This is a genomic window from Enterobacter cloacae complex sp. BZL2005 (assembly GCF_049238885.1).
Lineage (GTDB): Bacteria > Pseudomonadota > Gammaproteobacteria > Enterobacterales > Enterobacteriaceae > Enterobacter > Enterobacter roggenkampii.
In genome coordinates, this window is record NZ_JBMKGI010000017.1 from 43,893 (window position 1) to 69,261 (window position 25,369).

The 25,369-nt window shown below is 57.2% G+C and carries 23 protein-coding genes; 13 read left to right on the forward strand and 10 right to left on the reverse strand.

From position 1 onward, the window contains the following. A complete protein-coding gene (locus tag ACOTXI_RS21070; RefSeq protein WP_058653677.1) occupies positions 1-768 on the reverse strand; it encodes an arylamine N-acetyltransferase family protein in 768 nt (255 codons plus the stop codon). 96 nt (positions 769-864) lie between these two features. Here ACOTXI_RS21070 and ACOTXI_RS21075 point away from each other — a divergent pair, with 96 nt between their 5' ends. Further along, positions 865-2,310 (forward strand): PLP-dependent aminotransferase family protein, encoded by a 1,446-nt coding sequence (locus ACOTXI_RS21075; protein WP_058653678.1) that lies wholly within the window; start codon positions 865-867, stop codon positions 2,308-2,310. Here ACOTXI_RS21075 and ACOTXI_RS21080 read toward each other — a convergent pair. After that, on the reverse strand, positions 2,282-3,166 hold the full coding sequence (locus tag ACOTXI_RS21080) for a LysR family transcriptional regulator (protein WP_039025404.1): 885 nt from the start codon (positions 3,164-3,166) through the stop codon (positions 2,282-2,284). The genes ACOTXI_RS21075 and ACOTXI_RS21080 overlap by 29 nt on opposite strands. A 134-nt stretch (positions 3,167-3,300) precedes the next feature. Between ACOTXI_RS21080 and ACOTXI_RS21085 the strand changes: the two genes are divergently transcribed. After that, positions 3,301-4,281 (forward strand): NAD(P)H-dependent flavin oxidoreductase, encoded by a 981-nt coding sequence (locus ACOTXI_RS21085; RefSeq protein WP_058653680.1) that lies wholly within the window; start codon positions 3,301-3,303, stop codon positions 4,279-4,281. Positions 4,282-4,364: 83 nt separating this feature from the next. Here the strand turns inward: ACOTXI_RS21085 and umuC are convergent, their stop codons facing one another. The 3 genes from umuC to ACOTXI_RS21100 form a co-directional block, all read right to left on the reverse strand. Next, positions 4,365-5,627 (reverse strand): translesion error-prone DNA polymerase V subunit UmuC, encoded by a 1,263-nt coding sequence (gene umuC / locus ACOTXI_RS21090; protein ID WP_008500531.1) that lies wholly within the window; start codon positions 5,625-5,627, stop codon positions 4,365-4,367. Continuing rightward, on the reverse strand, positions 5,611-6,045 hold the full coding sequence (umuD, locus tag ACOTXI_RS21095) for a translesion error-prone DNA polymerase V autoproteolytic subunit (RefSeq protein WP_049121959.1): 435 nt from the start codon (positions 6,043-6,045) through the stop codon (positions 5,611-5,613). Before umuD ends, umuC begins: the two co-directional genes overlap by 17 nt. Before the next feature lie 159 nt (positions 6,046-6,204). Continuing rightward, positions 6,205-7,071 carry an aldo/keto reductase family oxidoreductase gene (locus ACOTXI_RS21100; RefSeq protein WP_058653682.1) on the reverse strand — a complete coding sequence of 289 codons (867 nt, stop codon included), beginning with the start codon at positions 7,069-7,071 and terminating at the stop codon, positions 6,205-6,207. A 143-nt stretch (positions 7,072-7,214) separates the two neighbouring features. Here ACOTXI_RS21100 and tcp point away from each other — a divergent pair, with 143 nt between their 5' ends. Then, complete coding sequence (gene tcp, locus ACOTXI_RS21105) at positions 7,215-8,876, forward strand: methyl-accepting chemotaxis citrate transducer (protein ID WP_008500534.1); 1,662 nt, start codon at positions 7,215-7,217, stop codon at positions 8,874-8,876. Positions 8,877-8,903: 27 nt separating this feature from the next. Here tcp and smrA read toward each other — a convergent pair whose 3' ends face one another. After that, positions 8,904-9,467, reverse strand: coding sequence for a DNA endonuclease SmrA (gene smrA / locus ACOTXI_RS21110; RefSeq protein WP_025911514.1), 564 nt, complete (start codon positions 9,465-9,467; stop codon positions 8,904-8,906). A gap of 356 nt (positions 9,468-9,823) precedes the next feature. Beyond that, a complete protein-coding gene (locus ACOTXI_RS21115; protein WP_008500536.1) occupies positions 9,824-10,735 on the reverse strand; it encodes a LysR family transcriptional regulator in 912 nt (303 codons plus the stop codon). Positions 10,736-10,910: 175 nt separating this feature from the next. On the opposite strand from ACOTXI_RS21115, the gene ACOTXI_RS21120 reads away from it, so the two are divergent. The 7 genes from ACOTXI_RS21120 to uspE all read left to right on the forward strand — a co-directional run bounded on the left by ACOTXI_RS21120 (position 10,911) and on the right by uspE (position 18,085). Continuing rightward, on the forward strand, positions 10,911-12,221 hold the full coding sequence (locus ACOTXI_RS21120; protein ID WP_023292607.1) for a M20 family metallo-hydrolase: 1,311 nt from the start codon (positions 10,911-10,913) through the stop codon (positions 12,219-12,221). Further along, the gene (locus tag ACOTXI_RS21125) at positions 12,221-13,666 is read left to right on the forward strand and encodes a M20 family metallopeptidase (RefSeq protein WP_045372886.1); all 1,446 of its coding nucleotides are present in this window, start codon (positions 12,221-12,223) and stop codon (positions 13,664-13,666) included. Before ACOTXI_RS21120 ends, ACOTXI_RS21125 begins: the two co-directional genes overlap by 1 nt. Before the next feature lie 40 nt (positions 13,667-13,706). Further along, positions 13,707-15,233, forward strand: coding sequence for a p-aminobenzoyl-glutamate transporter (abgT, locus tag ACOTXI_RS21130; RefSeq protein ID WP_023327294.1), 1,527 nt, complete (start codon positions 13,707-13,709; stop codon positions 15,231-15,233). Positions 15,234-15,243: 10 nt separating this feature from the next. After that, complete coding sequence (gene ogt / locus ACOTXI_RS21135; protein ID WP_021241159.1) at positions 15,244-15,759, forward strand: methylated-DNA--[protein]-cysteine S-methyltransferase; 516 nt, start codon at positions 15,244-15,246, stop codon at positions 15,757-15,759. Positions 15,760-15,942: 183 nt separating this feature from the next. Next, a complete protein-coding gene (gene fnr, locus ACOTXI_RS21140) occupies positions 15,943-16,695 on the forward strand; it encodes a fumarate/nitrate reduction transcriptional regulator Fnr (protein WP_006174991.1) in 753 nt (250 codons plus the stop codon). 147 nt (positions 16,696-16,842) lie between these two features. Then, a complete protein-coding gene (locus tag ACOTXI_RS21145; RefSeq protein ID WP_014883604.1) occupies positions 16,843-17,025 on the forward strand; it encodes a hypothetical protein in 183 nt (60 codons plus the stop codon). Between the two features lie 109 nt (positions 17,026-17,134). Next, positions 17,135-18,085 (forward strand): universal stress protein UspE, encoded by a 951-nt coding sequence (gene uspE / locus ACOTXI_RS21150; protein ID WP_008500542.1) that lies wholly within the window; start codon positions 17,135-17,137, stop codon positions 18,083-18,085. A gap of 122 nt (positions 18,086-18,207) precedes the next feature. Here the strand turns inward: uspE and pntB are convergent, their stop codons facing one another. Both pntB and pntA read right to left on the reverse strand, forming a co-directional pair. Continuing rightward, entirely contained in the window at positions 18,208-19,596 is a 1,389-nt protein-coding gene (gene pntB / locus ACOTXI_RS21155) for a Re/Si-specific NAD(P)(+) transhydrogenase subunit beta (RefSeq protein ID WP_021241158.1), read from the reverse strand. A 10-nt stretch (positions 19,597-19,606) separates the two neighbouring features. After that, entirely contained in the window at positions 19,607-21,136 is a 1,530-nt protein-coding gene (gene pntA / locus ACOTXI_RS21160) for a Re/Si-specific NAD(P)(+) transhydrogenase subunit alpha (protein ID WP_045372889.1), read from the reverse strand. A gap of 535 nt (positions 21,137-21,671) precedes the next feature. Here pntA and ydgH point away from each other — a divergent pair. From ydgH to folM, 3 genes are all read left to right on the forward strand, one after another. Next, on the forward strand, positions 21,672-22,616 hold the full coding sequence (ydgH, locus tag ACOTXI_RS21165; RefSeq protein ID WP_023327293.1) for a DUF1471 family protein YdgH: 945 nt from the start codon (positions 21,672-21,674) through the stop codon (positions 22,614-22,616). A 184-nt stretch (positions 22,617-22,800) separates the two neighbouring features. Beyond that, on the forward strand, positions 22,801-24,183 hold the full coding sequence (locus tag ACOTXI_RS21170) for an amino acid permease (RefSeq protein ID WP_023292612.1): 1,383 nt from the start codon (positions 22,801-22,803) through the stop codon (positions 24,181-24,183). Between the two features lie 39 nt (positions 24,184-24,222). After that, on the forward strand, positions 24,223-24,945 hold the full coding sequence (gene folM / locus ACOTXI_RS21175) for a dihydromonapterin reductase (RefSeq protein WP_021241156.1): 723 nt from the start codon (positions 24,223-24,225) through the stop codon (positions 24,943-24,945). On the opposite strand, the gene ACOTXI_RS21180 is transcribed toward folM, so the two are convergent. Next, positions 24,942-25,277 (reverse strand): GlpM family protein, encoded by a 336-nt coding sequence (locus ACOTXI_RS21180; protein WP_023617531.1) that lies wholly within the window; start codon positions 25,275-25,277, stop codon positions 24,942-24,944. The genes folM and ACOTXI_RS21180 overlap by 4 nt on opposite strands. Between the last annotated feature and the right edge of the window lie 92 nt (positions 25,278-25,369).

The window sequence follows — 25,369 nt, forward strand, 5'->3', positions numbered from 1 at the left end:
TTACGCGGCGGTCAGCGCAAAACGGTCTTTCAGGACATGGCGGATGTCCTCCTCCGCCAGCTGCCGCGTTTCAGTGCCGTTCGCCGTGATGGTTTTCAGCATATCGCCCAGCAAAATCTGGCGTCCTTCCGGGCTGTGCTGCACCACCACCCGCTTCTGCACAAAAATAGCATCAGGATGCGTGGAGTTCAGGTAGTTGGCCGGAACGAAATCAATCCACTCCTGGGGCGTGAGATCGAAGCCGTATTGTCGGGCCCATTCGCCTTCAACCTTCGCCTCAAGCAAATACTCGCCCTCCGCGCTGCGGCTCAGGCGAAACGTGTCGAAATCCTGGGTGATTTCCACGTCAAGCGTGTCCAGCGCCATTGGCGCGCGGATGCCGTAGCTGCCGAAGCCGAGATCGCAAAGCCACTGACGGCTCTCCACCGCGGCGATGAGCGCCATATGGGTTTTTGGCCGCCGCGCGGGGTAGAACATCGGGCGCGCCGCCACGAAACGGTAAGGTATCCCTAACGCTTCCAGCGCCATGGCAAAAAGCCCGTTCACCTCATAGCAGTACCCGCCGCGCCCTTTCTTTAGCACCTTCTCGGCAATGTCGTCTGGTGCCAGCGAGACAATTTTCCCCGCCTGCACGTCCAGATTTTCAAAGGGAACGGAAAAGATCTGATGACGCATCAGCGCATGCAGGGTGGACGTATCGGCCGCCGCCGGTCCGGTGTAGTTTATGCGTTTGAAATACGAGGAAATGTCGAAATTATCGCTGTGCATAATGCCTCCTTGTCCTGAACATGCCGGACACTATAGATGGCGCACATCATTGGCTGTATAGTCAGTTTTATCGAAAATTAGCCTGAACAGATACCCATGTCTGCCCCCTCCCCACACTATCGCCGGATTGCTGAGCGTCTGCGCCTCACGCTTTCTTCAGGCGCATTGCGAGTCGGTGACCGGATGATCTCCGCGCGTAAACTGGCCGAACGCGAGCACGTGAGCCTTCCGACGGCGCTGGAGGCCCTTCGCTGCCTTGAGGCTGAAGGGCTGATCGTTGCGCGACCGCGTTCAGGTTATTACATCCGCCAGATCGGCCTCCCTCCGCGCGCGGAGCCCGCGCGTTCCACGCCGGGCCCGGTGCCCGTGACTATGTCCGCCGTGGCCCGGTCGCTGTTCAGCAGTGCAGAAGCCCGGCTGATCCCGCTGGGCGCCGCCCTGCCCGATCCCGCGTGGCTGCCCGGGGAGGCGCTACAGCGGGCGTTACACTCCGTGGGCCGTCGTCTGGACGCGCATGGGCAGAGCTACAGCCTGCCGCCGGGAAGGCGTGATTTACGAAGCAAGATTGCGGCGCGTGCTGCGCAGTGGGGAGCCCGCTTCGGCGCGGACGATCTGATTATTACCGCAGGCGCGACGCAGGCGCTGCGCCTGGCCCTGCGGGCCGTGTGTCAGCCAGGTGATGTGGTGGCGGTGGAGCAGCCCGCCTACTTTGGCACGCTCCTGCTGCTGGAGGATTTAGGCCTGAAGGCGTTAGAAATCCCCACCGATCCTGCTGAAGGTCTGTTACTGGAACCGCTGGCTGACGCCATCCGCTGCCACCGTCCCGCGGCCGTCCTGGCCTCGCCCACCGTGCAAAACCCATTGGGTGCCAGCATGCCCGTCGCGCGCAAGCAGGAACTGGTTGCTCTGCTTGAAGAAGCCGGTATTCCTCTGATTGAGGACGACGTTTACGGTGACCTGGTCGGTGACGGGCAACGTCCTCCAGCCTGCAAAGCCTTCGACCAGAACGGGAATGTGATTTACTGCAGCTCCCTGTCTAAAACGCTTGCGCCGGGGTGGCGAATCGGCTGGATTGCCGCCGGACGCTATTACCCGCAGGTCTTGCAGGCCCGCATGGCCGGAGACTGGGCCGGCGCGCCGCTGCTGGAAGCCGCGACGAGCGAGATGCTGGCAAACGGCGACTACGACCGTCACCTGCGGCGGCTAAAGCGGCGGATCGCAGAGGGAATCGCCGCCGTCGTGGCGCGGGTCAAGGCCAGTTTTCCCCCCGGTACCCGCGTAAACGTCCCCGCAGCTGGCTTTCTGCTGTGGGTCGAACTTCCTCCGCAGGTCAACGCGCTGGAGGTGCATCGCCGCGCGCTGGCGCGGGGTATTGGCGTCAGCCCCGGCCCCCTGTTTTCCCCTGGCGCAGAACTCACGCACTTTCTGCGGCTAAACTGTGCAAACGAACCGACGCCCCGCCTGCTCAATGCCGTGGAGCAGATTGGTGCGCTATGCCATGAGCTGGCCGCTTTCACACCAGACTCTCCAGCCACTCGGTAAATACCCGCACTTTGCGGGAGAGATGACGGTGTGGGTAGAGCAGTGACAGTTTGCGGTCCGGCGAGCGATATTCAGGCAGGACCTCAACCAGCAGGCCGCGGTCAATGTAAGGCTGGAGAAAGAGATTCATTCCCTGCATTATCCCCAGCCCGGCCAGGCCTGCCGCGATGTAGGCCTCGGAGTTATCCACCACGAGCTTACCGGGTAGCGCGATCTCCGCAACGCCCTCTGGCGTGGTAAACGTCCACGGCTGAACGTGCCTGCTGCTGTTGTTAATCCAGTTAATCGCCTGATGCTTGCGTAAATCCTCCAGCGTTTCTGGCGTACCGTGTTCAGCCAGCCAGGCCGGGCTGGCGCAGGTCGTGATTTTAATGTTTCCGATTTTACGCGCGATATAGTCGCCGTCGTCCAGCTCGCCCACCCGCAGCACGCAGTCCAGACCGTCCCGCAGCATATCCCGACGGCGGTCAGAGCTGCTCAGGATGATGTCGATCTCAGGATGCTGACGATAAAAATCAGGCAGGTTGGGTATCACCCGCAGTGCCGCAAAAGAGATGGGCATATCCACACGCAGCTGGCCGTGTATCGGTCGATCGGCGCCAAACGACTCCAGTAATTCGTCCGCCTGCGCCAGCAGGGGTTTACTGCGGCGATAAAAGGCTTCCCCATCCGGCGTCAGGCTAATCCGACGCGTGGTGCGCTGCAGGAGCCGCGTGCCGCTGTGTTGTTCCAGAAGCTGCAGCGCTTTGGTCACTGCCGGGCGATGGACCTGCAGATTTTCCGCCGCCTGGGTAAGGCTCCCCGAGTCGACAATTTCAATAAAAATCCGAATAGATTCAAAGAGGTTTATTTGCATAAGGGATGTCTTGCCGCGAGCGGGAGAAAATGATTGTTATTAATTTTATAACAGTGATGAATGTTTTTGGCTATTTTTCCTAACAATCTTCCTCTCTACACTCTCCCTCATTCAAACGTATGGGAGAGTCTGCTATGAAAAATAACCGCATCTGTCAGATCCTGGGTATCGAAAAGCCCGTTATTCAGGGACCGTTATCCTGGCTTACTGATGCCCGTTTAGTGGCCGCGGTCAGCAATGCCGGAGGACTCGGCGTGCTGGGCCCCAACGCCGGTTTAACCGCCGATACCGCGGTCTCCACGCCGGAAGAGACCGCCGAAAAAATGCGGGAGGAAATTCGGAAAACCAAACGGCTGACCGAAAAACCCTTCGGCGTGAACCTGATCCCCACCGCCGTTAATGACGTCTGGACCGGGCCAATTCTTAAGGTGGTAAAAGAGGAAGGCGTCAGGGCCGTGGTGTATACGGGCTACGGGGAAGGCAGCATTATTCCCGCGCTGTTCAATGAGTTAAAAGAGGCAGGTATCGCCATTATCTACCGCGACATCAATCCCACGCCGGAAAACACCCTTCTGGCTGAAGAGATGGGGGCAGACATCATCGTCGCCACCGGTTTTGATGAGGGTGGGACGTTACCCGCGACGGCGCTGGGTACCTTTTCCATCGTGCCGCTGATTGCCGACGCCGTGAAGCACGTCCCGGTGATGGCGGCGGGCGGTATAACCGATAATCGCACCGCCAGAGCGGCGCATGCGTTAGGGGCGGAAGGCGTGTTTGCCGGCTCGGTGTTTATCAGTACCGAAGAAAGCCGCGTGCCGCAGGGGGTCAAAGAGAAAATTGTTGCCGCCAACGGCCTGGACCTGCTGCTTTTCCGCACCGTCCCCCACTACTATCGTTCTCTTCCCGGCAAGCTGGCGGAAAAACTGGCGGCGATGGATAAAGCGGGCGCAAGCAACGAAGCGCTGGGCAAGGCGATGGGCGGATTACGGGGCCTGCGCCTGGGCATGCTGGAAGGTAACACCGATGAAGGCTATATCGCGCTCGGCACGGGGATCGGGAATATCCGAAGCGTGAAAAGCGTGGCCGAGGTTGTCGATGCGTTAACGGTTGAGTAAGCCCTTAACCCTGATGCTATGGGCGCTGCACAGGAGCAGCGTCCGCAAACCGTCTGCGGTTCTTTTTCACACATAGCCACCATCTACCTCGCCACCGGTAAATCCGCGTACCGCGTCGTATAGGCCGGTGACAACATCTCTCGCTTCATCGCCCACGGTTTCTCAATCCCCTGCCCGGCGAACCATATCTTCCCTTTGCCGGAGTGATTGACGCTGTCGATCATCTCCATCAGCGCCGCGCTGTTGGCGCGCAGGCGATTGTCGTCAAACAGATTAAGCTGAGCGACGCCGCTGCTGAAAAAGTCCGCCAGCATGACCCCGGCCTTCATGTAGCGATACCCGTCGAGCCATATCCGCCCCAGCGCCTCCGTGGCGGCACGGATGATATCCCGCGAGTCATTGGTGGGCGTCATCAGGGTGACCGAAGCCTGATTACCGTAATAAATTTCGTTGTCCGCATGCGGGCTGGTGCGCACAAACACGCTGATAAAACGACAGTATTGATGCTCGCCGCGCAGTTTCTCCGCGGCGCGTTCCGCGTAGGCGCAAATCGCCTGGTGCATCTCTTCATATTGCGTAATGCGATGACCAAACGAACGGCTACAGATGATTTGCTGCTTCGTGGGGGTGTACTCTTCCAGGTCAAGACAGGGCTCGCCGCGAAGCTCGCGCGCCGTACGCTCCAGCACCACGTTAAAATGTTTGCGAATGACCCACGAGGAGGCCTCCGCCAGCTCCAGCGCCGTGGTAATCCCCATCGCGTTCAGTTTTTTCGTGATGCGCCGCCCTACGCCCCATACCTCCTCTACCGGAACCTTTGCCAGCAGTTTACGCTGCCGCTCCCGGCCTGACAGATCGACCACGCCGCCGGTACTGGCCCAGCGTTTCGCCGCATAGTTGGCCAGCTTCGCCAGCGTTTTTGTCGGGGCAATGCCGACGCCAACGGTTAAGCCCGTGTTTTTAAAGACCTGCGTGCGCATCTGGTGTCCGAACGCGTCCAGCGACATGCAGTTACCGATCCCTGAAACGTTCACGAACGCCTCGTCAATCGAGTAAATTTCTATGGCCGGAGCCAGATCCGTCAGCGTCTGCATCACCCGACTGCTGAGGTCGGCATACAGCGCATAGTTCGAACTGAAGACGTAAACCCTCGCCGGAAAAAGCTTCTCTTTGAATTTAAAATAGGGCTCACCCATTTTTATGCCGAACTGCTTTGCCTCCCGCGAGAGTGAAATGATGCAGCCGTCGTTGTTGGACACCACCACGATGGGCTTCCCCTCCAGATCGGGGCGGAATACCTTCTCGCAGGAGGCATAGAAGCTGTTCACATCAACCAGCGCGAACATGTTTATGCGTTTTAAGCGTGTGGGTGACGACGCCGAAGATCTGCAGTTCCTCTTCGGAATGAAAGGTAATCGGCTGATAGCGGGCGTTATGTGGCAACAGCCTCAGAACCGGGCGCGTCTGTAGCTCTTTCACCGTAAACTCACCGGCGACCGACGCCACGACGATATCCCCATGTTCGGCATTTAACGAGCGGTCAACCACCAGCAGATCGCCGTCGCCAATCCCCGCGCCAATCATGGAGTCTCCACTCACCTTGATAAAATAGGTCGCACTGGGGTGCCTCACTGCCAGCCGGTTAAGATCGAGACGATCCTCCACATAATCCTGCGCCGGGCTGGGAAACCCACAGGCAACACGTTCTAAAAACAAAGGTAGTTCAATGATTTGTTTTGGTTGATAAGAAAAGAGAGTGTCCATGATGCCTTTCTCGCCATATACTGTATATAAATACAGTATTACGGATTATGGTCAGGGATCAAGGTCATTTCCGGAAGCGAACCCAAACGCGTTGAAGTGTCAGAAGATTTAAAACGCGCAAAGCCCGGAAGCACATGTCGGGCTTTGCGCCTGTGACGATCAGTCCATCAGCGTATTCAATGTTTCCAGCGCGTCAGGCGGCAGCTGCAGTTCTCCCGCCGCGAGGTTTTGCCGCAGATGCGCCACGGAAGAGGTGCCCGGGATCAGCAGGATATTCGGAGAACGCTGCAGCAGCCATGCCAGCGCAACCTGCATTGCCGTGACGCCCAGTGAATCCGCGACAGCCTTCAGCCCGGAAGATTGCAGCGGCGTAAAGCCGCCCAGTGGGAAGAACGGCACATACGCAATCCCCTGCTGCGCGAGCAGATCCACCAGCGCATCGTCACCCCGGTTCACAATGTTGTACATGTTCTGCACACACACCACCGGCACCATCTTCTGCGCTTCCGCGACCTGGGTGGCCGTGACGTTGCTCAAACCAATATGCCGCACCAGCCCCTGCTGCTGTAATTCTGCCAGGGTGGAGAGCGGTTCAGCAATCGACCCTTCCGCTGGCCCGTGCGCGCTAAACATAATTCGCAGATTCACCACGTCCAGCACGTCCAGCTGCAGATTACGCAGGTTGTAATGCACCGCCTGCGTCAGCTCCTGCGCGGAAAAGGCCGGCAGCCAGGCGCCTTTGTCGTTGCGACAGGCGCCAATCTTGGTGACGATCGTCAGATCGTCCCGGTAAGGATGAAGCGCCTCGCGGATCAGCTGGTTGGTGACATGAGGGCCATAAAAATCACTGGTATCAATGTGGTTCACCCCCGCCGCCACGGCCTCGCGTAACACGTCCAGCGCGGCCTGCTTATCCTTCGGCGGCCCAAAGACGCCCGGCCCGGCGAGCTGCATCGCGCCGTAGCCCAGCCGTTTCACCGTCCGCGTCCCGAGCGCGTATGTCCCGCTTTTATCAATGCTGCTCATGTTGACCTTCCTCATAAAAATGATCCGGATTTACAACAGGTTCCCAAAAGGGCCCCTTAGTTAAGCGCGAGTTAATTAAAGTTTACATTCTCTACGACGATAGTAATGAAGTAACCCTGCATCTTCTCTAACGGACGACCGCTATGCTGAAAAATCTGCACGTGATTACCGGTATTATCTTTGCCCTCACCATATTCTGCCTGCTGCAAGTTGTCACGGGAGGGTTGTTCTACTCTGCCGTCAGTAACGATCGCCATAACTTCCAGAACTCCGGCGTGCTCAATGCCCAGCAGGAAAGCCTGAGCGACAGCGTGAACACGCTGGTGAAAACGCGCGTCACCGTCACCCGCGTGGCGATCCGCTACCTGAAAAACCAGCGTGACCCGGCTTCCCTGGCGGCGATCAATAAACTGCTGGGCACCGCAGGCGACTCGCTGGCAAAAGCCGAGGCCTATAACAAAGAGTGGCAGAAACTGCCGCAGGTTAAGGGCCAGGAGGCGGCATTGACCGACGAGATGCAGAAATCCTGGAACCAGATGCACGAAGTCATGCGTTTATCGATTGAGTATCTGCGCGCCGACAACTATCAGGCCTATGGCGATCTGGATGCGCAGCAGGCGCAGGACGATATGGAAGCGGTCTATAACCGCTGGCGCGCCGAAAATAACACCCTGCTGAAGGCCGCAACCGAAGAGAACCAGAGCAGCTTCACGCAGATGCAGTGGACGCTGGCGGCAATTCTGCTGGCCGTTATCGCGGTTCTGGTGGTCATCTGGCAGGGTTTACAGCACCTGCTGTTAAAACCACTCCACTCCATTATGGACCATATTCGCGCCATTGCAGGGGGCGACCTGACGCAGGAGATCGCTATCTCGGGCCGCAATGAGATGGGTCAGCTGGCCGCGGGCCTGCATGAGATGCAGCAGTCGCTGGTGACCACCGTCAGCGCCGTACGCGGAAGTACCGATTCCATCTACACCGGCGCAGGCGAAATTGCCGCAGGAAGCAACGATCTTTCCGCCCGCACCGAGCAGCAGGCCGCCTCGCTCGAAGAGACCGCCGCCAGCATGGAAGAGCTGACCGCGACGGTTAAACAGAACTCCGATAACGCCCGTCAGGCCACGCTGCTGGCGAAAAACGCCTCTGAAACGGCCGCGCGCGGCGGTCACGTCGTGGATAACGTGGTTCGCACCATGAACGAGATCGCCGACAGTTCGCAGCAAATTGCGCATATTACCGGCGTGATTGACAGCATCGCGTTCCAGACGAACATTCTGGCGCTTAACGCCGCGGTGGAAGCGGCACGCGCCGGGGAACAGGGGCGTGGTTTTGCGGTTGTCGCAGGGGAGGTCCGGACCCTGGCGAGCCGCAGCGCGCAGGCGGCGAAAGAGATCAAAGGGCTTATCGAGAACTCCGTCAGCCGCGTGAATACCGGTTCTGAGCAGGTTAGCGAGGCAGGCACCACCATGAAGGAAATCGTCGCCGCCGTGACCCGCGTGACCGATATCATGGGCGAGATTTCCTCTGCCTCTGACGAGCAGAGCCGCGGCATTGAACAGGTGAGCCTGGCCGTTTCGCAGATGGACAGCGTGACGCAGCAAAACGCCGCGCTGGTGCAGGAGTCCGCCACGGCGGCAGCGGCGCTGGAAGATCAGTCCGAACAGCTGCGCCAGGCGGTGGCCGCGTTTCGTCTGAACGGCAAAGAAAAAGCGGTAGCTCCACGTCCGGCCAGCGTGAAAACGCCTCAGCTGTTGCGCCCGGCAACCGCAAACGCCGCCACCGACAGTAACTGGGAAACCTTCTGAATCACCGGCAGGCGAGGAAATCGCCCGCTAGCGGCTGCGCTTGGCGTGCCGCTCCCAGTTCTCCTGTTTTGCTTCATCGGATTTACGCAGTGAAACGTAGCATGCCCCGCTGCCGCCGTGATGCGGCAGCGCCACGCAGAAGGCCTGCACTTCCTCGAACTCGGTTAACCAGCGCGCCAGATAGCTGCGCACCACATTAGGATGCGAGTTCTGCTCGCGCCCTTTTCCGTGAATGATAATCAGATTGCGTAACCCGTCACGTCCGGCCTGGCGAATAAAAGAATAGAGCATCTGACGGCAGCGTTCGGCGGGCTGACGCAGGAGGTTTAAGCTGGCCTGGCGGGCATATTTACCCGATCGCAGCTTCTCGATAACGCCCTGCTGCACCCCTTCGCGCCGGAACGCCAGCGGCTCTTCAAGGGGCAGAAGGTCAAGAAAATCCAGCGTCAGGAAGTTATCCAGCTGTTCACTATCCACCTCCTGGCGCGCCCGCGTATTGCGGCTGGGCTGCCAGTGAATATCCGGGCCACGCTTCAGCGGCTGGACATCTTCCATGGCGTCAAGAAAAAAGGATTTGTCGTCAGGGTTCATGGATATCCTCCGGCTACAACTGAGGACGGTACTATACCTGCGCCTGAGACTGGCCTCAATCACCATTACAGGCCCTCATGCGCCGCAAATATTAACCTGATGAATATATATAGTATTTATAAAATGGATTTAAATACGACTTAACTAAAATTTCAGCAAAGATGAAATAAGTGATTTGTGTTAAATTTTCGTAAAATCAAACACTCGACATCCTTTCTTTTTGCGGAAAAGGTGTTATACCTAAATATACCTGCTTCATGGATATAATATTCAGGATTGGCGAAAGGACGCACTGCTGTGTGTACTGGAGGATCTGTCTGATGTCGGGCAGATCCTGTTTTTTTATTATCTCACTTTCACGCCGCGATTATTTTTCTCGCTTCCCGTCTGAACTGCGTAATTAATGATTCAGCCAGGGGCGTCTGACGTGAATCACGGCGCTGAATTAAATAATATGCTGCTTTTGGAAGCGATTCGACAACCGGCAGCATGACCAGACGGTGCGCCAGCAGCGGGTCACAGCCCAACTCCTGCGGCAATATGCTTAGAAAATCACTTTGCGCAACCAGGCTTATGCAGGAAGAAAAAGTTTCGCAGACCACACCAATTCGCGGTATTTGCGAGCGATGGCTAAATACCTCTTCTAACTGCTTATAATAACTTCCCCGCGGCGTCGGCATTGTCCAGTTATAATGCAGGAGTTCGTTAATCGACGTTGCCCCCGTTGCCGGATGCCCTTCGCGACAAAATACCGCAAATGGCTTCTCAAAGAGTTTTTCAAACGTAAATTCCTGGTCGTAAGGTCCCTGATAATAAGTATTGATGGTGAAATCCAGCTCTCCCTGCCGTAATTCGTTGATCATCGACACCAGCTGCCCTTCCATTATCCGCACTTTGACCTGCGGATGTTGGGCATGAAAGCGGGTAATAACGGCGGGCATCAGGCTGCGCGAAACGCTGGCCCCCATCCCGATGTTGATCTGCCCGGCCTGTTCCCCCTGCCGCTGACGAATGTCATCCTGCGCCGCGCGCAGCTCTTCCAGAATTAACCGGGCGCGCTGGTAAAAGCCCTCACCGCATTCGGTCAACGCCACGCCCTTACTCCTGCGCACGAAAAGCTGCGCCGCCATGCCCTCCTCCAGCTCTTTGATGGATTTGGTCAGCGCCGGCTGCGAAAGATTCAGCGTCCTGCTGGCACCGCGAATGCTGCCCTGACGAGCGACTTCAACAAACGCCCGGAGATGATGGAATTTAACCTGAAATGACATAGCCCGACCGATAACCGTTGTTTATCAGAGTAAAGAAACTGTCATCTACTTTACTGGAAAGGGATGTGCGAGGGTAATTCCTGAACGGTTAAAACTGTGAAAAATCGGTTAGTGATAAGTAAAAACTATCACAGCGTGAAGCAGTTCACATATTTTCATGATGACAGGAACAGATATGGACACACTGGCGCAGTACATCCAGACGTTAACCCCGCAGCTGAGCGCGTGGCGTCGCGATTTTCACCATTTTGCGGAATCCGGCTGGGTAGAGTTTCGTACCGCCGCGAAAGTTGCGGAGACCCTGGACTCGCTGGGTTACGAACTGGCGATGGGGCGCGACGTGGTCGATGCCGAAAGCCGGATGGGGCTGCCCGACGAGGCAACCCTGGCGCGAGAGTTTGCCCGCGCGCGGGCGCAAGGCGCGCCTGAGAAATGGCTGGCGCCGTTTGAAGGCGGCTTTACCGGCATTGTCGCCACCCTGAATACCGGCCGCCCGGGCCCAACCCTGGCGTTTCGCGTGGACATGGACGCCCTTGATTTAAGCGAAGCGCTCGACGACAGCCATCGCCCGTTCCGCGACGGGTTTGCCTCCTGCAATCCGGGCATGATGCACGCCTGCGCGCACGACGGCCACACCACCATTGGTCTGGGACTGGCACAGGTGCTTAAGCAGAATGCAGCCCGGCTCAACGGCACCATTAAGCTGATCTTCCAGCCTGCTGAAGAAGGCACGCGCGGCGCGCGCGCCATGGTTGCCGCCGGGGCGCTGGATGACGTGGACTATTTCACGGCCATTCATATTGGTACCGGCGTCCCTGCCGGTACGGTGATCTGCGGCAGCGATAACTTTATGGCCACCACCAAGTTCGACGTGAGCTTCACCGGCGTGGCCGCACACGCGGGCGGTAAGCCGGAGGACGGGCGTAACGCCCTGCTCGCCGCCGCGCAGGCCGCCCTCGCCCTGCACAGCATCGCCCCGCACAGCGACGGCGCATCCCGGGTGAACGTCGGCGTGATGCAGGCGGGCAGCGGGCGCAACGTGGTCCCCGCGAATGCTCTGATTAAGGTTGAAACCCGCGGCGAAAGCGAAGCGATTAATCAGTATGTCTTTGAACGCGCGCAGGCCGTCATTACCGGCGCGGCGGCGCTCTACGGCGTGAGCGCCGAGATGCGCCTGATGGGGGCTGCCACCTCCAGCGCGCCGACACCGGCGTGGGTGGATTATCTGCGCGAACAGGCGAGCCAGGTTTCCGGGGTTGTTCATGCCATCGATAAGGTGAAAGCGCCAGCGGGTTCCGAAGACGCCACGCTGATGATGGCCCGCGTGCAGCAGAACGGCGGCATGGCGTCCTATATGGTGTTTGGCACGGATTTGAGCGCCGGACATCACAACGAAAAATTCGACTTCGATGAGCAGGTCATGACTATCGCCATCGAAACGCTGGCGCGAACAGCGCTCAATTTCCCGTGGACGCGAGGTGTGTGATGCAGGAGAACTACGCTTTTATTGCCGATGCGATCGACACGCGATGTCGGACGTTAACCGATATTGCCGACGCGATCTGGGATCGTCCCGAAACCCGCTTTGAAGAGTTCTGGTCCGCCGAACGGCTGGCCAGCGAGCTGGAAGCAGAAGGCTTCACGCTGACCCGCGAGGCAGGCGGTATTCCCAATGCCTTTATCGCCAGCTTCGGCAGCGGGAAACCGGTTATCGCCCTGCTGGGCGAGTACGACGCGCTGGCCGGGTTAAGCCAGCAGGCACACTGCGCGACGGCGCAAACCGCCACGCCGGGGGCTAACGGCCACGGCTGCGGACATAATCTCTTAGGCACCGCAGCGCTTGCGGGCGCGGTGGCGGTGAAAAGCTGGCTGGAGCAGCACGGCGGCAGCGGAACGGTGCGTTTTTACGGCTGTCCCGGTGAAGAAGGCGGCTCCGGGAAAACCTTTATGGTGCGCGAAGGGCTGTTTGATGACGTCGATGCCGCCGTCACCTGGCACCCGGAAGCCTTTGCCGGGATGTTTAACGTCAGCACGCTGGCGAATATTCAGGCCGCCTGGCGTTTTCACGGCGTGGCGGCGCACGCGGCCAACTCCCCTCACCTGGGACGCAGCGCCCTGGACGCCGTGACGCTGATGACCACCGGCACCAACTTCCTTAACGAACACATCATCGAGAAAGCGCGCGTCCATTACGCCATTACCGACACCGGCGGGATTTCGCCCAACGTGGTGCAGGCGCAGGCCGAGGTGCTGTACCTGATCCGCGCCCCGGAGATGGCGGATGCGCAGCAGATCTACGAGCGCATCGAGAAAATCGCCCAGGGCGCGGCGATGATGACCGAAACGACCGTCGAGTGCCGCTTTGATAAAGCCTGCTCCAGCTACCTGCCGAACCGCACGCTTGAGGCCGCGATGTATCGCGCCCTGCAGCACTACGGCACGCCGGAGTGGACCGACGAAGAGCGAGAGTTTGCCCGCGAGATCCGCGCCACGCTGACGCCCAACGATCTGCAAAATAGCCTGAAAAATATTGCCGCCACGGGTGGTGAAGCGGGTAAAGCCTTTGCCCGTCGTCATCAGGCGACGCTGCTGGTGGATGAAGTCGCGCCTTATGCCGTCACCGACAACGTGCTGGCAGGTTCAACCGACGTGGGTGACGTCAGCTGGAAAATGCCGGTCGCTCAGTGCTTCAGCCCCTGCTTTACCGTCGGCACGCCGCTGCACACCTGGCAGCTGGTATCTCAGGGGCGAACCTCTATTGCCCACAAGGGCATGCTGCTGGCCGGGAAAGTGATGGGCGCGACCGCGCTCAATCTGCTGCAGGACGCGGCGCTGCTGAAAAAATGCCGTGAAGAGTTCGAACAACAACTAGAAGAAAAACCGTACGCGTGTCCGATCCCACCGGGCGTGACACCGTCACCTTTAAAATAAAAAACACAACACAACAACACAACACTCCCGAGGAACGCCCATGAGTATGTCATCCATACCTTCGCATTCCCCATCCGGTAAGCTCTATGGCTGGGTTGAAAGGATCGGCAATAAAGTGCCGCACCCTTTCCTGCTTTTTATCTATCTGATTGTGATTTTGATGGTCGCCACCGCCGTGCTCTCCGCCTTTGACGTCAGCGTGCGCAGTCCGGCCGACGGCAGCCTGGTGGCGGTGAAAAATCTGCTGAGCATTGAAGGGCTGCACTGGTTTTTACCCAACGTGATTAAAAACTTCAGCGGCTTCGCCCCGCTCGGCGCCATTCTGGCGCTGGTGCTGGGCGCCGGGCTGGCTGAACGCGTCGGCCTGTTGCCCGCATTGATGGTGAAGATGGCTTCTCACGTCAGCGCGCGCTACGCGAGCTACATGGTGCTGTTTATCGCCTTCTTCAGCCATATCTCCTCCGACGCCGCGCTGGTGATCATGCCGCCGATGGGGGCGCTGATCTTCCTCGCCGTCGGGCGCCACCCCGTGGCGGGCCTGCTGTCCGCGATTGCGGGGGTGGGCTGCGGCTTTACTGCTAACCTGCTGATCGTCACCACCGACGTGTTGCTCTCGGGCATCAGTACGGAGGCGGCGAAAACCATTGATGCGGCCATGCACGTCAGCGTGATCGACAACTGGTACTTTATGGCAAGCTCGGTCATTGTCCTGACGATTGTCGGCGGGCTGATTACCGATAAGATCGTCGAGCCGCGCCTGGGCAAATGGGAAGGCCGTAGCGATGAAAAGCTGGAGACGCTGAGCGAAGCGCAGCGCTTCGGCCTGCGCGTGGCGGGGATTGTCTCGCTGGCGTTTATCGCCGCGGTGGCGCTGATGGTGGTGCCGGAAAACGGCATATTGCGCGATCCGGTTAAACATACGGTCCTGCCCTCGCCGTTTATTCAGGGCATCGTGCCGCTGATTATCCTCTTCTTCTTTGTTGTTTCGCTCGCCTACGGTATCGCCACCGGCAAAATCCGCCGCCAGGGTGACCTACCGCAGCTGATGATCGAGCCGATGAAAGAGATGGCGGGCTTTATCGTGATGGTGTTCCCGCTGGCGCAGTTTGTGGCGATGTTTAACTGGAGCAACATGGGCAAGTTTATGGCCGTGGGCCTCACCGACGCGCTGGAGGCTGCCGGGCTAAGCGGCGTACCGGCGTTTGTCGGTCTGGCGCTGCTGTCATCCCTGCTGTGCATGTTTATCGCGAGCGGCTCCGCCATCTGGTCGATTCTGGCCCCGATCTTCGTGCCGATGTTTATGATGCTGGGGTTCCACCCGGCTTTCGCGCAGATCCTGTTCCGCATCGCGGACTCTTCGGTTATCCCGCTGGCGCCGGTTTCGCCGTTTGTTCCGCTGTTTTTAGGCTTCCTGCAGCGCTATAAACCCGAGGCCAAACTGGGTACCTACTATTCTCTGGTTTTACCCTACCCGCTTATCTTTTTAGGGGTATGGCTGGTGATGCTGGTGGCGTGGTATCTTGTCGGCCTGCCGATTGGGCCGGGGATCTACCCGAGGCTGAACTAAGGGAATGAGGATGCTGAGATTACTCGAAGACAAGATTGCGACGCCGCTTGGGCCGCTGTGGGTGATCGCGGACGAGCAGTTTTGCCTGCGCGCCGTTGAGTGGGAAGAGCACAGCGACCGCATGGAAGAACTGCTTGCGATTCACTACCGCGCCCAGGGGTATGAACGTATCCGCGCTACCAATCCGGGTGGACTGAGCGACAAGCTTGCGGCGTACTTCGAAGGCGATCTCAGCATCATCGACACGCTGCCCACCGCCACGGCGGGCACCCCTTTTCAGCGCGAAGTGTGGCAGGCGCTGCGGGCCATTCCCTGCGGGCAGGTGATGCATTACGGCCAGCTCGCGGAGCAGTTAGGTCGCGCTGGGGCCGCACGTGCCGTAGGTGCCGCGAACGGCTCTAATCCGGTCAGCATCGTGGTGCCCTGCCATCGCGTTATTGGCCGCAACGGCACCCTGACCGGCTATGCCGGTGGCGTGCAGCGAAAAGAGTGGTTGCTGCGTCACGAAGGGTATCTCTTACTCTAGTTCCCAGGCTTTTTGTGCTTAATTTTCTTCCGGTTAGGCTAAAAATCCATAATCAAGCTGTGGAATTTCAAGAAGATGGCGGCACATTGCCGTCTCTTGTCCTTATTGAGGGTTTGTCAGGCTTACGTACTTACCAAAAAGATGTTAAAATTGACCAATATCAATTAAGGCTTGAGCAAACCTATGATCCCGGAAAAGCGAATTATACGACGCATTCAGTCTGGCGGTTGTGCTATCCATTGCCAGGATTGCAGCATCAGCCAGCTCTGTATCCCGTTTACCCTGAATGAGCATGAACTCGATCAGCTTGATAATATTATCGAGCGTAAAAAGCCTATTCAGAAAGGGCAGACGCTGTTTAAAGCGGGAGACGAACTGAAATCGCTCTATGCTATCCGTTCTGGCACCATCAAGAGCTACACCATCACCGAACAGGGCGATGAGCAGATCACCGGCTTCCATCTGGCGGGTGACCTGGTAGGCTTTGATGCCATCGGTACGGGCCACCACCCGAGCTTTGCTCAGGCACTCGAAACCTCGATGGTTTGCGAAATTCCGTTTGAAACCCTGGACGATCTGTCCGGCAAGATGCCTAACCTGCGTCAGCAGATGATGCGTCTGATGAGCGGTGAGATCAAAGGCGATCAGGACATGATTCTGCTGCTTTCTAAAAAGAACGCAGAAGAGCGCCTGGCCGCGTTTATCTACAACCTCTCCCGCCGCTTCGCCGAGCGTGGCTTCTCGCCGCGTGAATTCCGTCTGACGATGACGCGTGGCGATATCGGTAACTACCTGGGTCTGACCGTGGAAACCATCAGCCGTCTGCTGGGTCGTTTCCAGAAAAGCGGGATGCTGGCCGTTAAGGGTAAATACATCACTATCGAAAACGGTGAAGCGCTGGCCGTTCTTGCCGGGCACGCCCGCAACGTGGCGTAAACGCCATACGTATACAGCCAGACCGATAAATTTTCCTGATTTATGGGTCTGGCCTGTCACCCCGTCTTTTATCTGCCCTTTTCACCGTAGCACGTCCCCACACAGCACCCGAAAGGGTCTCGTTGAGGTTATGAATTGAGAGAAAGTTTGTTTTTCGTTTCAGTCGTGATTGCCTCAGTGACCTTTATCTTCATCTGGATCATGCTTGTCGGCCCAATGAAGGGGGAGGAAAAAACCTACGTTCAGGACTCCACGACCTTTGCGATAGCGGTGATGGTGCTGCTGTTTATTGCATTTATCGCGGTAACGACCACGGTGCTTTTCCTCTGATAAATTTTCATGAATTATTGATCTGGCAAAAGCTCTCCTCTGTTTCATTCAGGATATATAGGTTACTCTTTTAATTACAGACTGTGGTGACAGTAGTAAGGAGACCTGTATGGCCAAGTATCAAAACATGCTGGTAGCAATCGATCCGAATCAGGACGATCAGCCGGCATTACGACGTGCTGTGTATTTACATCAACGGATTGGTGGCAAAATCAAAGCGTTTTTGCCGATCTATGACTTCTCGTATGAGATGACCACCCTTCTGTCGCCTGACGAGCGCACCGCTATGCGTCAGGGCGTCATCAGCCAGCGTACCGCGTGGATCCGCGAACAGGCGAAGTATTACCTGGAAGCGGGCGTGCCCATTGATATCAAAGTGGTCTGGCACAACCGACCTTTCGAAGCCATCATTCAGGAAGTCGTTGCCGGTGGGCACGATCTGCTGCTGAAGATGGCGCACCAGCACGACAAGCTGGAATCCGTGATCTTCACCCCGACCGACTGGCACCTGCTGCGTAAATGCCCTTGCCCGGTCTGGATGGTGAAAGACCAGCCGTGGCCTGAAGGCGGGAAAGCCGTTGTGGCGGTAAACCTCGCCAGCGAAGAGGATTACCATAACTCGCTGAACGAGAAGCTGGTGAAGGAGACCCTCCAGCTTGCCGACCAGGTCAACCACACCGAAGTGCATCTGGTAGGTGCCTATCCGGTTACCCCGATTAACATCGCCATTGAGCTGCCGGAATTTGACCCGAGCGTGTATAACGACGCCATCCGCGGTCAGCACCTGCTGGCCATGAAAGCGCTACGCCAGAAATTCAGCATCGATGAGAAAATGACCCACGTGGAAAAAGGGCTGCCTGAAGAGGTGATCCCGGACCTGGCTGAACACCTGCAGGCGGGGATTGTCGTGCTGGGTACCATTGGACGTACCGGTATTTCTGCCGCCTTCCTCGGCAACACCGCCGAGCAGGTGATCGACCATCTGCGCTGCGACCTGCTGGTTATCAAGCCGGATGAGTACCAGACGCCGGTTGAGCTTGACGATCCTGAAGACGATTGACCCGCAAGATGAAAAAAAACCGTCGGCGAACCGGCGGTTTTTTTTGCCGGGTAGCGGCTACGCCTTAACCGGCCTACGGGTTTGGTAGGCCCGGTAAGCTTGCGCCACCGGGCTTTACCCTGTCAGAGCGCTTTCAGAATCGCATCCACGCTGGCTTTGGCATCGCCAAACAGCATGTGGGTGTTCTCTTTGAAGAACAGCGGGTTCTGCACCCCGGCATAGCCGGTATTCATTGAGCGCTTAAACACGATCACGTTCTGCGCCTTCCACACTTCCAGAACCGGCATCCCGGCGATTGGGCTACGCGGATCGTCCTGCGCCGCCGGGTTAACGGTGTCGTTAGCCCCAATGACCAGCACGGTATCGGTGTCGGCGAAATCATCGTTGATCTCGTCCATCTCCAGCACGATGTCGTAAGGCACTTTCGCTTCCGCCAGCAGCACGTTCATGTGGCCTGGCAGACGCCCCGCCACCGGATGAATACCAAAACGCACCTTGATGCCGCGCGCGCGCAGCTTCTCGGTGATTTCCGCGACCGGATACTGCGCCTGTGCCACCGCCATGCCGTAGCCCGGGGTGATAATGACCGAGTGCGAGTTTTTGAGCATCTCGGCGGTATCTTCCGCGCTGATCTCACGGTGCTCCCCCACTTCCTCATCGGAGCCGGTAGACGAGCCGTCAGAACCAAAGCCACCGGCGATGACGCTGATGAACGAGCGGTTCATCGCCTTACACATGATGTAAGACAGGATCGCACCGGAAGAACCCACCAGCGCACCGGTGACGATCAGCAGGTCGTTGCTCAGCATAAAGCCCGCCGCCGCTGCCGCCCAACCGGAATAGGAGTTCAGCATGGAGACCACCACCGGCATATCCGCACCACCGATGGACGCCACCAGGTGCCAGCCAAACGCCAGTGCAATAATGGTCATCACCAGCAACGCCAGCACCTGCAGACCGACGCTTTCGGTACGCACGAAGACCACCAGCAGCACAAACGATACCACCAGCGCCGCCAGGTTCAGCTTATGACGGTTTGGCAGCATCAGCGGCTTAGAGGAAATCTTCCCGCGCAGCTTGCCGAACGCGACAATGGAACCGGTGAAGGTGACCGCACCGATGAAGATACCGAGGAACACTTCCGTCAGGTGAATATTCACCAGAATCGGTTCCAGACCTGGCGTGTGGTACAGGTAGCTGTTGAAGCCCACCAGCACTGCGGCCAGACCCACAAAGCTGTGCAGAATCGCCACCAGCTCCGGCATCTCGGTCATTTCAACGCGTTTCGCCAGGCGAATACCAATCGCACCGCCGATGATCATCGCCACCAGGATCCACGCCACGTTGCCGGTGTCCGGCCCGAAGATGGTGGCAATCAGCGCAATCGCCATCCCGGCGATACCAAAGTTATTCCCCTGCTGAGACGTTTCGTGTTTGGAAAGCCCCGCCAGACTGAAAATAAACAGGATTGCAGCAACAATGTATGCGGCTGTCACTAATCCTCCAGACATATGCTACCCCTTAGCCTTTACGAAACATTTTCAGCATGCGCTGAGTCACGGTGAAACCACCGAAAATATTGATACTGGCGATCAGCACCGCGATAAAGCTCAGGAAGCTGATCCAGCCGCCGTGGCCAATCTGCAGTAACGCCCCCACCACGATGATCCCGGAGATGGCGTTGGTCACCGACATCAGCGGCGTATGCAGCGCATGGGAGACGTTCCACACCACGTAGTAGCCCACGACGCAGGAGAGCGCGAAGACGGTAAAGTGGCCGAGGAACTCTTTCGGCGCGACGTCAGCCAGCCAGCCGAACAGAATAATCACCAGCGCCATGATCGCGTATTTGCGCCACGGGGAAGCCGGTTTGGCAGGTTCTTTTGGTTCAGGCGCCGCTTTAGGCGCTGCCTGAGGCTGGGCCGAAACCTGAATCGGTGGCGCAGGCCAGGTAATTTGACCTTCACGCACCACGGTCACACCGCGCACCACCACGTCGTCAAAATCGACGGTGATGTTGCCGTCTTTTTCTTTGCAAAGCAGCTTCAGCAGGTTAACGAGGTTGGTGCCGTACAGCTGAGACGATTGTGTCGGCAGGCGACCCGGCAGATCGGTATAGCCGATCACCTTCACGCCGTTTGCGGTCGTGGTCACCTGATTCGCTACGGTATATTCGCAGTTGCCGCCGTTTTGCGCGGCCAGGTCGACAATCACGCTGCCCGGCTTCATGGAGTCCACCATCTCACGGGTAATCAGCTTCGGCGCCGGTTTACCCGGGATAAGCGCGGTGGTCACAATGATGTCGACATCTTTCGCCTGCACGGCGAAGAGTTCCATTTCGGCTTTGATAAAGGCTTCAGACATCACCTTCGCATAACCATCACCGCTGCCCGCTTCTTCCTTGAAGTCCAGCTCAAGGAATTCGGCCCCCATACTCTGGACCTGTTCCTTCACCTCAGGACGGGTATCAAACGCGCGAACGATAGCGCCCAGGCTGTTTGCCGCACCGATGGCAGCAAGTCCCGCCACGCCCGCGCCAATCACCATCACCTTCGCCGGAGGGACTTTACCCGCCGCGGTGATCTGACCGGTAAAGAAGCGACCAAATTCGTGGGCCGCTTCAACAATGGCGCGGTAGCCCGCAATGTTTGCCATCGAACTTAAGGCGTCCAGCGACTGGGCGCGCGAAATACGCGGCACAGAGTCCATCGCCATCACGGTGACGCCGCGCGCGGCCAGTTTTTCCATCAGCTCAGGATTTTGCGCAGGCCAGATAAAGCTCACCAGCGTGGTGCCTGGATTCAGCAGCGCAATCTCACTCTCTTCCGGTGCGTTGACCTTCAGAATAACCGGCGACTGCCACACGTCGGCACTGTCCACCACTTCCGCGCCAGCCTGAATAAAGGCCTCGTCATCGAAACTCGCCAGTTTGCCCGCGCCGCTTTCAACTGCGACGGTAAAACCCAGCTTAAGCAGTTGCTCCACCGTTTTCGGTGTTGCCGCTACGCGGGTTTCATTGGCTAACCGTTCTTTTGGTACCCCAATACGCATAGTTTTCCCTTCCATCGGTTTTTGATGATGGTTTAACGATAAGTGCCCGCGGTTTGTATCATTTTTCGCCATCACGCAAGCAATGAGACACAATTCACCCCGGAAAATAAAACAGTAACAAACTGTCTATAACCTACTGAAAATAGCGGCCGTGATCTACCGCCAGAAAACACTATTTCTTACTTTATCTGTGAAAAATAAGCGATCGGCGTCACTGACAGTGATATTTACCTTAAATTCATCGCCAGAACCGATAATTCGCGCAAGCGAAGCGGTAAAAACATGATATAGCGCCATAAGAGAACAACTTATTAACATTAAATTAACTTGTAAAAGTCATAAGCTTTATCAGTTTTACTTGTCAAACGCGTGTTTTTTCAACATATCACTAAATGTTATCGAATAAGGTGATTCAGTGAGCACAGGCAGTGAAAAATGGCGCAGACAGCGACGGGTTTTAAATGCCATAATCGGGACCGTCTCAAATTAACAACAATACCAGTACATGGTTTGCGCAAGGCGAAGGATCATTTTTATGAAGCTTAAGAACACACTCCTGGCGTCCGCACTTCTCTCCGCGACCGCCCTGTCTGCGAATGCCGCAACAGAGTTAACGCCGGAGCAAGCGGCAGCGTTAAAACCTTTTGACCATAAGGTCATTGTGGGTCGTTATAATTCTATTGGCGACGCCGTCGCCGCTGCATCAAAGGCCGCTGATAAAAACGGGGCAGCCTCGTTTTATGTTGTTGACCAGTCTGATAACGGTAACAGCGGTAACCAGCGCGTAACCATTGCGCTGTATAAGGACAACGCGCCAAAAGCTGACGCACCGAAAAACCGCGTGATTAACGGTGTTGTTGAACTGCCGAAAGATCAGGCAATTGCGCTGGAACCGTACGACACCGTCACCGTTCAGGGCTTTTACCGCAGCCAGCCTGAAGTGAACGATGCCATCACCAAAGCCGCGAAAGAGAAAGGGGCCTACGCTTTCTACATCGTGCGTCAGGTCGATGCTAACCAGGGCGGCAACCAGCGTATTACCGCGTTCATCTATAAAGAAGATGCGAAGAAACGTGTTCTGCAGAGCCCGGATGCGATTCCGGCAAACTCAGAAGCCGGTCGCGCGGCGATAGCGAAAGGCGGCGAAGAAGCGAAGAAAGTGGAAATCCCAGGCGTCGCAACGACGGCTACGCCAAGCGCTGAAGTGGGCCGTTTCTTTGAAACGCAGTCCACGAAAGGTGGCCGTTATTCGGTTACGCTGCCAGACGGTACCAAAGTTGAAGAGCTGAACAACGCCACTGCCGCGCAGATGGTGCCGTTCGACAGCATCAAATTTACCGGCAACTACGGCAACATGACGGAAGTCTCTTACCAGGTCGCGAAGCGTGCGGCGAAGAAAGGGGCGAAGTTCTACCACATCACCCGCCAGTGGCAGGAACGTGGTAACAACGTGACCATCAGCGCCGATCTGTACAAGTAACAAAATCGTTTAAAAAAGGCGGCGCAATGCCGCCTTTTTTGTTACTTTTTTTGAATTTCTGCCACACGTCATTGCATGCTTTCGTTACACTCCGTAAAATCCCGCGCCTTAGTGTGATCCACCATTTTTATGCGCCTGAGCGAAATAATTATTCTGGATTTTGACCTTTCATAACAGGAAGCCAATGGAAAAGAAACTTGGCCTGAGTGCTCTGACTGCACTCGTTTTAAGCTCAATGCTGGGTGCGGGCGTATTCAGTTTGCCGCAAAATATGGCGGCCGTCGCCAGCCCGTCTGCCCTCATCATTGGCTGGGGCATTACGGGTGTCGGAATATTGCTGCTGGCCTTCGCCATGCTGCTGCTGACGCGCATTCGCCCGGATCTGGACGGCGGCATTTTCACCTATGCCCGGGAAGGTTTCGGCGAGCTGATTGGCTTCTGCTCCGCCTGGGGATACTGGCTGTGTGCGGTGATCGCCAACGTCTCCTATCTGGTGATCGTTTTCTCGGCCCTCAGTTTCTTTACCGATACGCCTGAGCTGCGACTCTTTGGCGACGGGAATACCTGGCAGTCTATTGTGGGCGCCTCGGTGTTACTGTGGTTCGTCCACTGGCTGGTGCTGCGTGGCGTACAAACGGCCGCCAGCATTAACCTGGTGGCGACGCTCGCGAAACTGGTTCCGCTCGGCCTGTTTATCGTTCTGGCCTTCATTGCGTTCCGTATGGACGTGTTCACGCTCGATTTCAGCGGCGTTGCGCTGGGCGTCCCCGTCTGGGAGCAGGTGAAAAACACGATGCTGATTACCCTGTGGGTGTTCATCGGTGTTGAAGGCGCGGTTGTGGTTTCCGCCCGGGCCCGAAATAAACGCGATGTGGGCCGCGCCACGCTGCTGGCGGTACTGGCTGCGCTCGGGGTCTATCTGCTGGTGACGCTGCTGTCGCTGGGCGTGGTGGCGCGTCCTGAGCTGGCTGAAATGCGTAACCCGTCAATGGCGGGCCTGATGGTGAAAATGCTCGGCCCCTGGGGCGATGTGGTGATTGCCGCTGGCCTTATCATCTCCGTCTGCGGAGCCTACCTGAGCTGGACCATCATGGCGGCTGAAGTGCCTTTCCTGGCCGCGACGCACAAGGCGTTTCCACGCCTGTTTGCGCGTCAAAACCAAAACAGCGCGCCGTCTGCCTCACTCTGGCTGACCAACATCAGCGTTCAGATCTGTCTGGTGCTGATCTGGCTCACAGGTTCAGACTATAACACGCTGCTGACCATCGCCTCGGAGATGATTCTGGTACCCTATTTCTTAGTGGGTGCGTATCTGTTAAAAATTGCCACACGCCCGGCGCATTATGTCGTGGGTGTCGGAGCCTGTATTTACGGCCTGTGGTTGTTGTATGCTTCCGGACCTATGCATCTGCTGTTGTCGGTGGTGCTGTACGCACCGGGTCTGCTGGTGTTCATCTACGCCCGCCGCACGCATCAGCTGGAGAACGCGCTGAAACGCCGTGAGATGGCCTTAATTGGACTGTTACTGGTTGCTGCCGTGCCGGCAACCTGGATGTTAGTGGGATAGCATCGCCTTTCCCATTGTTGAACTGTAAAGGAGAATACGATGGGAAATGCACCGCTTCGCCCCATACTGATCACCGGCGGAGGCCGCCGTATCGGCCTCGCCCTCGCCCATCATTTTCTCAACCTTCGCCATCCGGTCATTGTCAGCTACCGCACGGAATACCCGTCGATTGAAGGGCTGCGCAAAGCCGGGGCGGTTTGCATTCAGGCTGATTTTTCAACCGATGAAGGCATTCTGGCCTTTGCGGAAAAGGTGAAATCCACCACAACGGGTCTGCGCGCCGTGCTCCATAACGCCAGCGCATGGCAGGCCGAAAGGCCGGGTACGTCACTCAGCGAAACGCTCTCCGCCATGCTGCAGATCCACGTCAATGCCCCTTATCTGCTTAACCACGCTCTGCAGGATCTGCTCCGCGGCCACGGACATGCTGCGGGCGACATCATTCACTTCACGGATTATGTGGTGGAGCGCGGCAGCGACAAGCACATTGCCTATGCGGCCAGTAAAGCCGCGCTGGATAATATGACCCGCTCGTTTGCCCGCAAGCTCGCCCCCGAGGTGAAGGTGAACGCCATCGCCCCGGCAATGATCTTATTCAACGAAAACGATGATGCGGAGTATCGCCAGCAGGCGCTGAATAAATCGCTGATGAAAATTGCCCCGGGCGAGAAAGAGGTCATCGACCTCGTGGATTACCTGCTCACCAGTTGCTACGTCACCGGCAGAACCTTTGCCGTGGACGGCGGCCGACCGCTGCGCTAGTGAAAGCGGCTCCAGAAGAAAATTAACACCCAGGCGCTGAGCCCCCAGCAGACCACCGCCCCGCTCAGCGCCAGGGGAAGACGCAGAAAACCGGTGAAATACCACAGCGAAAGCAGGTAGAGAAAATACGGGATGATTGACCACATGCCAAACACGATGGTCGTGCGTAACGCTTCCGTGCCGCGTTCAGACGCCACAATATAGTGGGCAATGAGTGCAAAGGTCGGGAAGAGAGGGATCAGCCCGGCAATATAGTAGTTTTTCGTTTTTGCCAGAATGCCAATCAGCAACACCACCAGCGCACCCAGCGCGGCTTTGATCACCAGAGCCATCGTTTTCCTTATAATAATCAACTCACCCTATGGGCCAGAATAACGGAACCGGCGTTAATTTTGAAAGATTAATGGAAGGTTAAGGTTTCGCG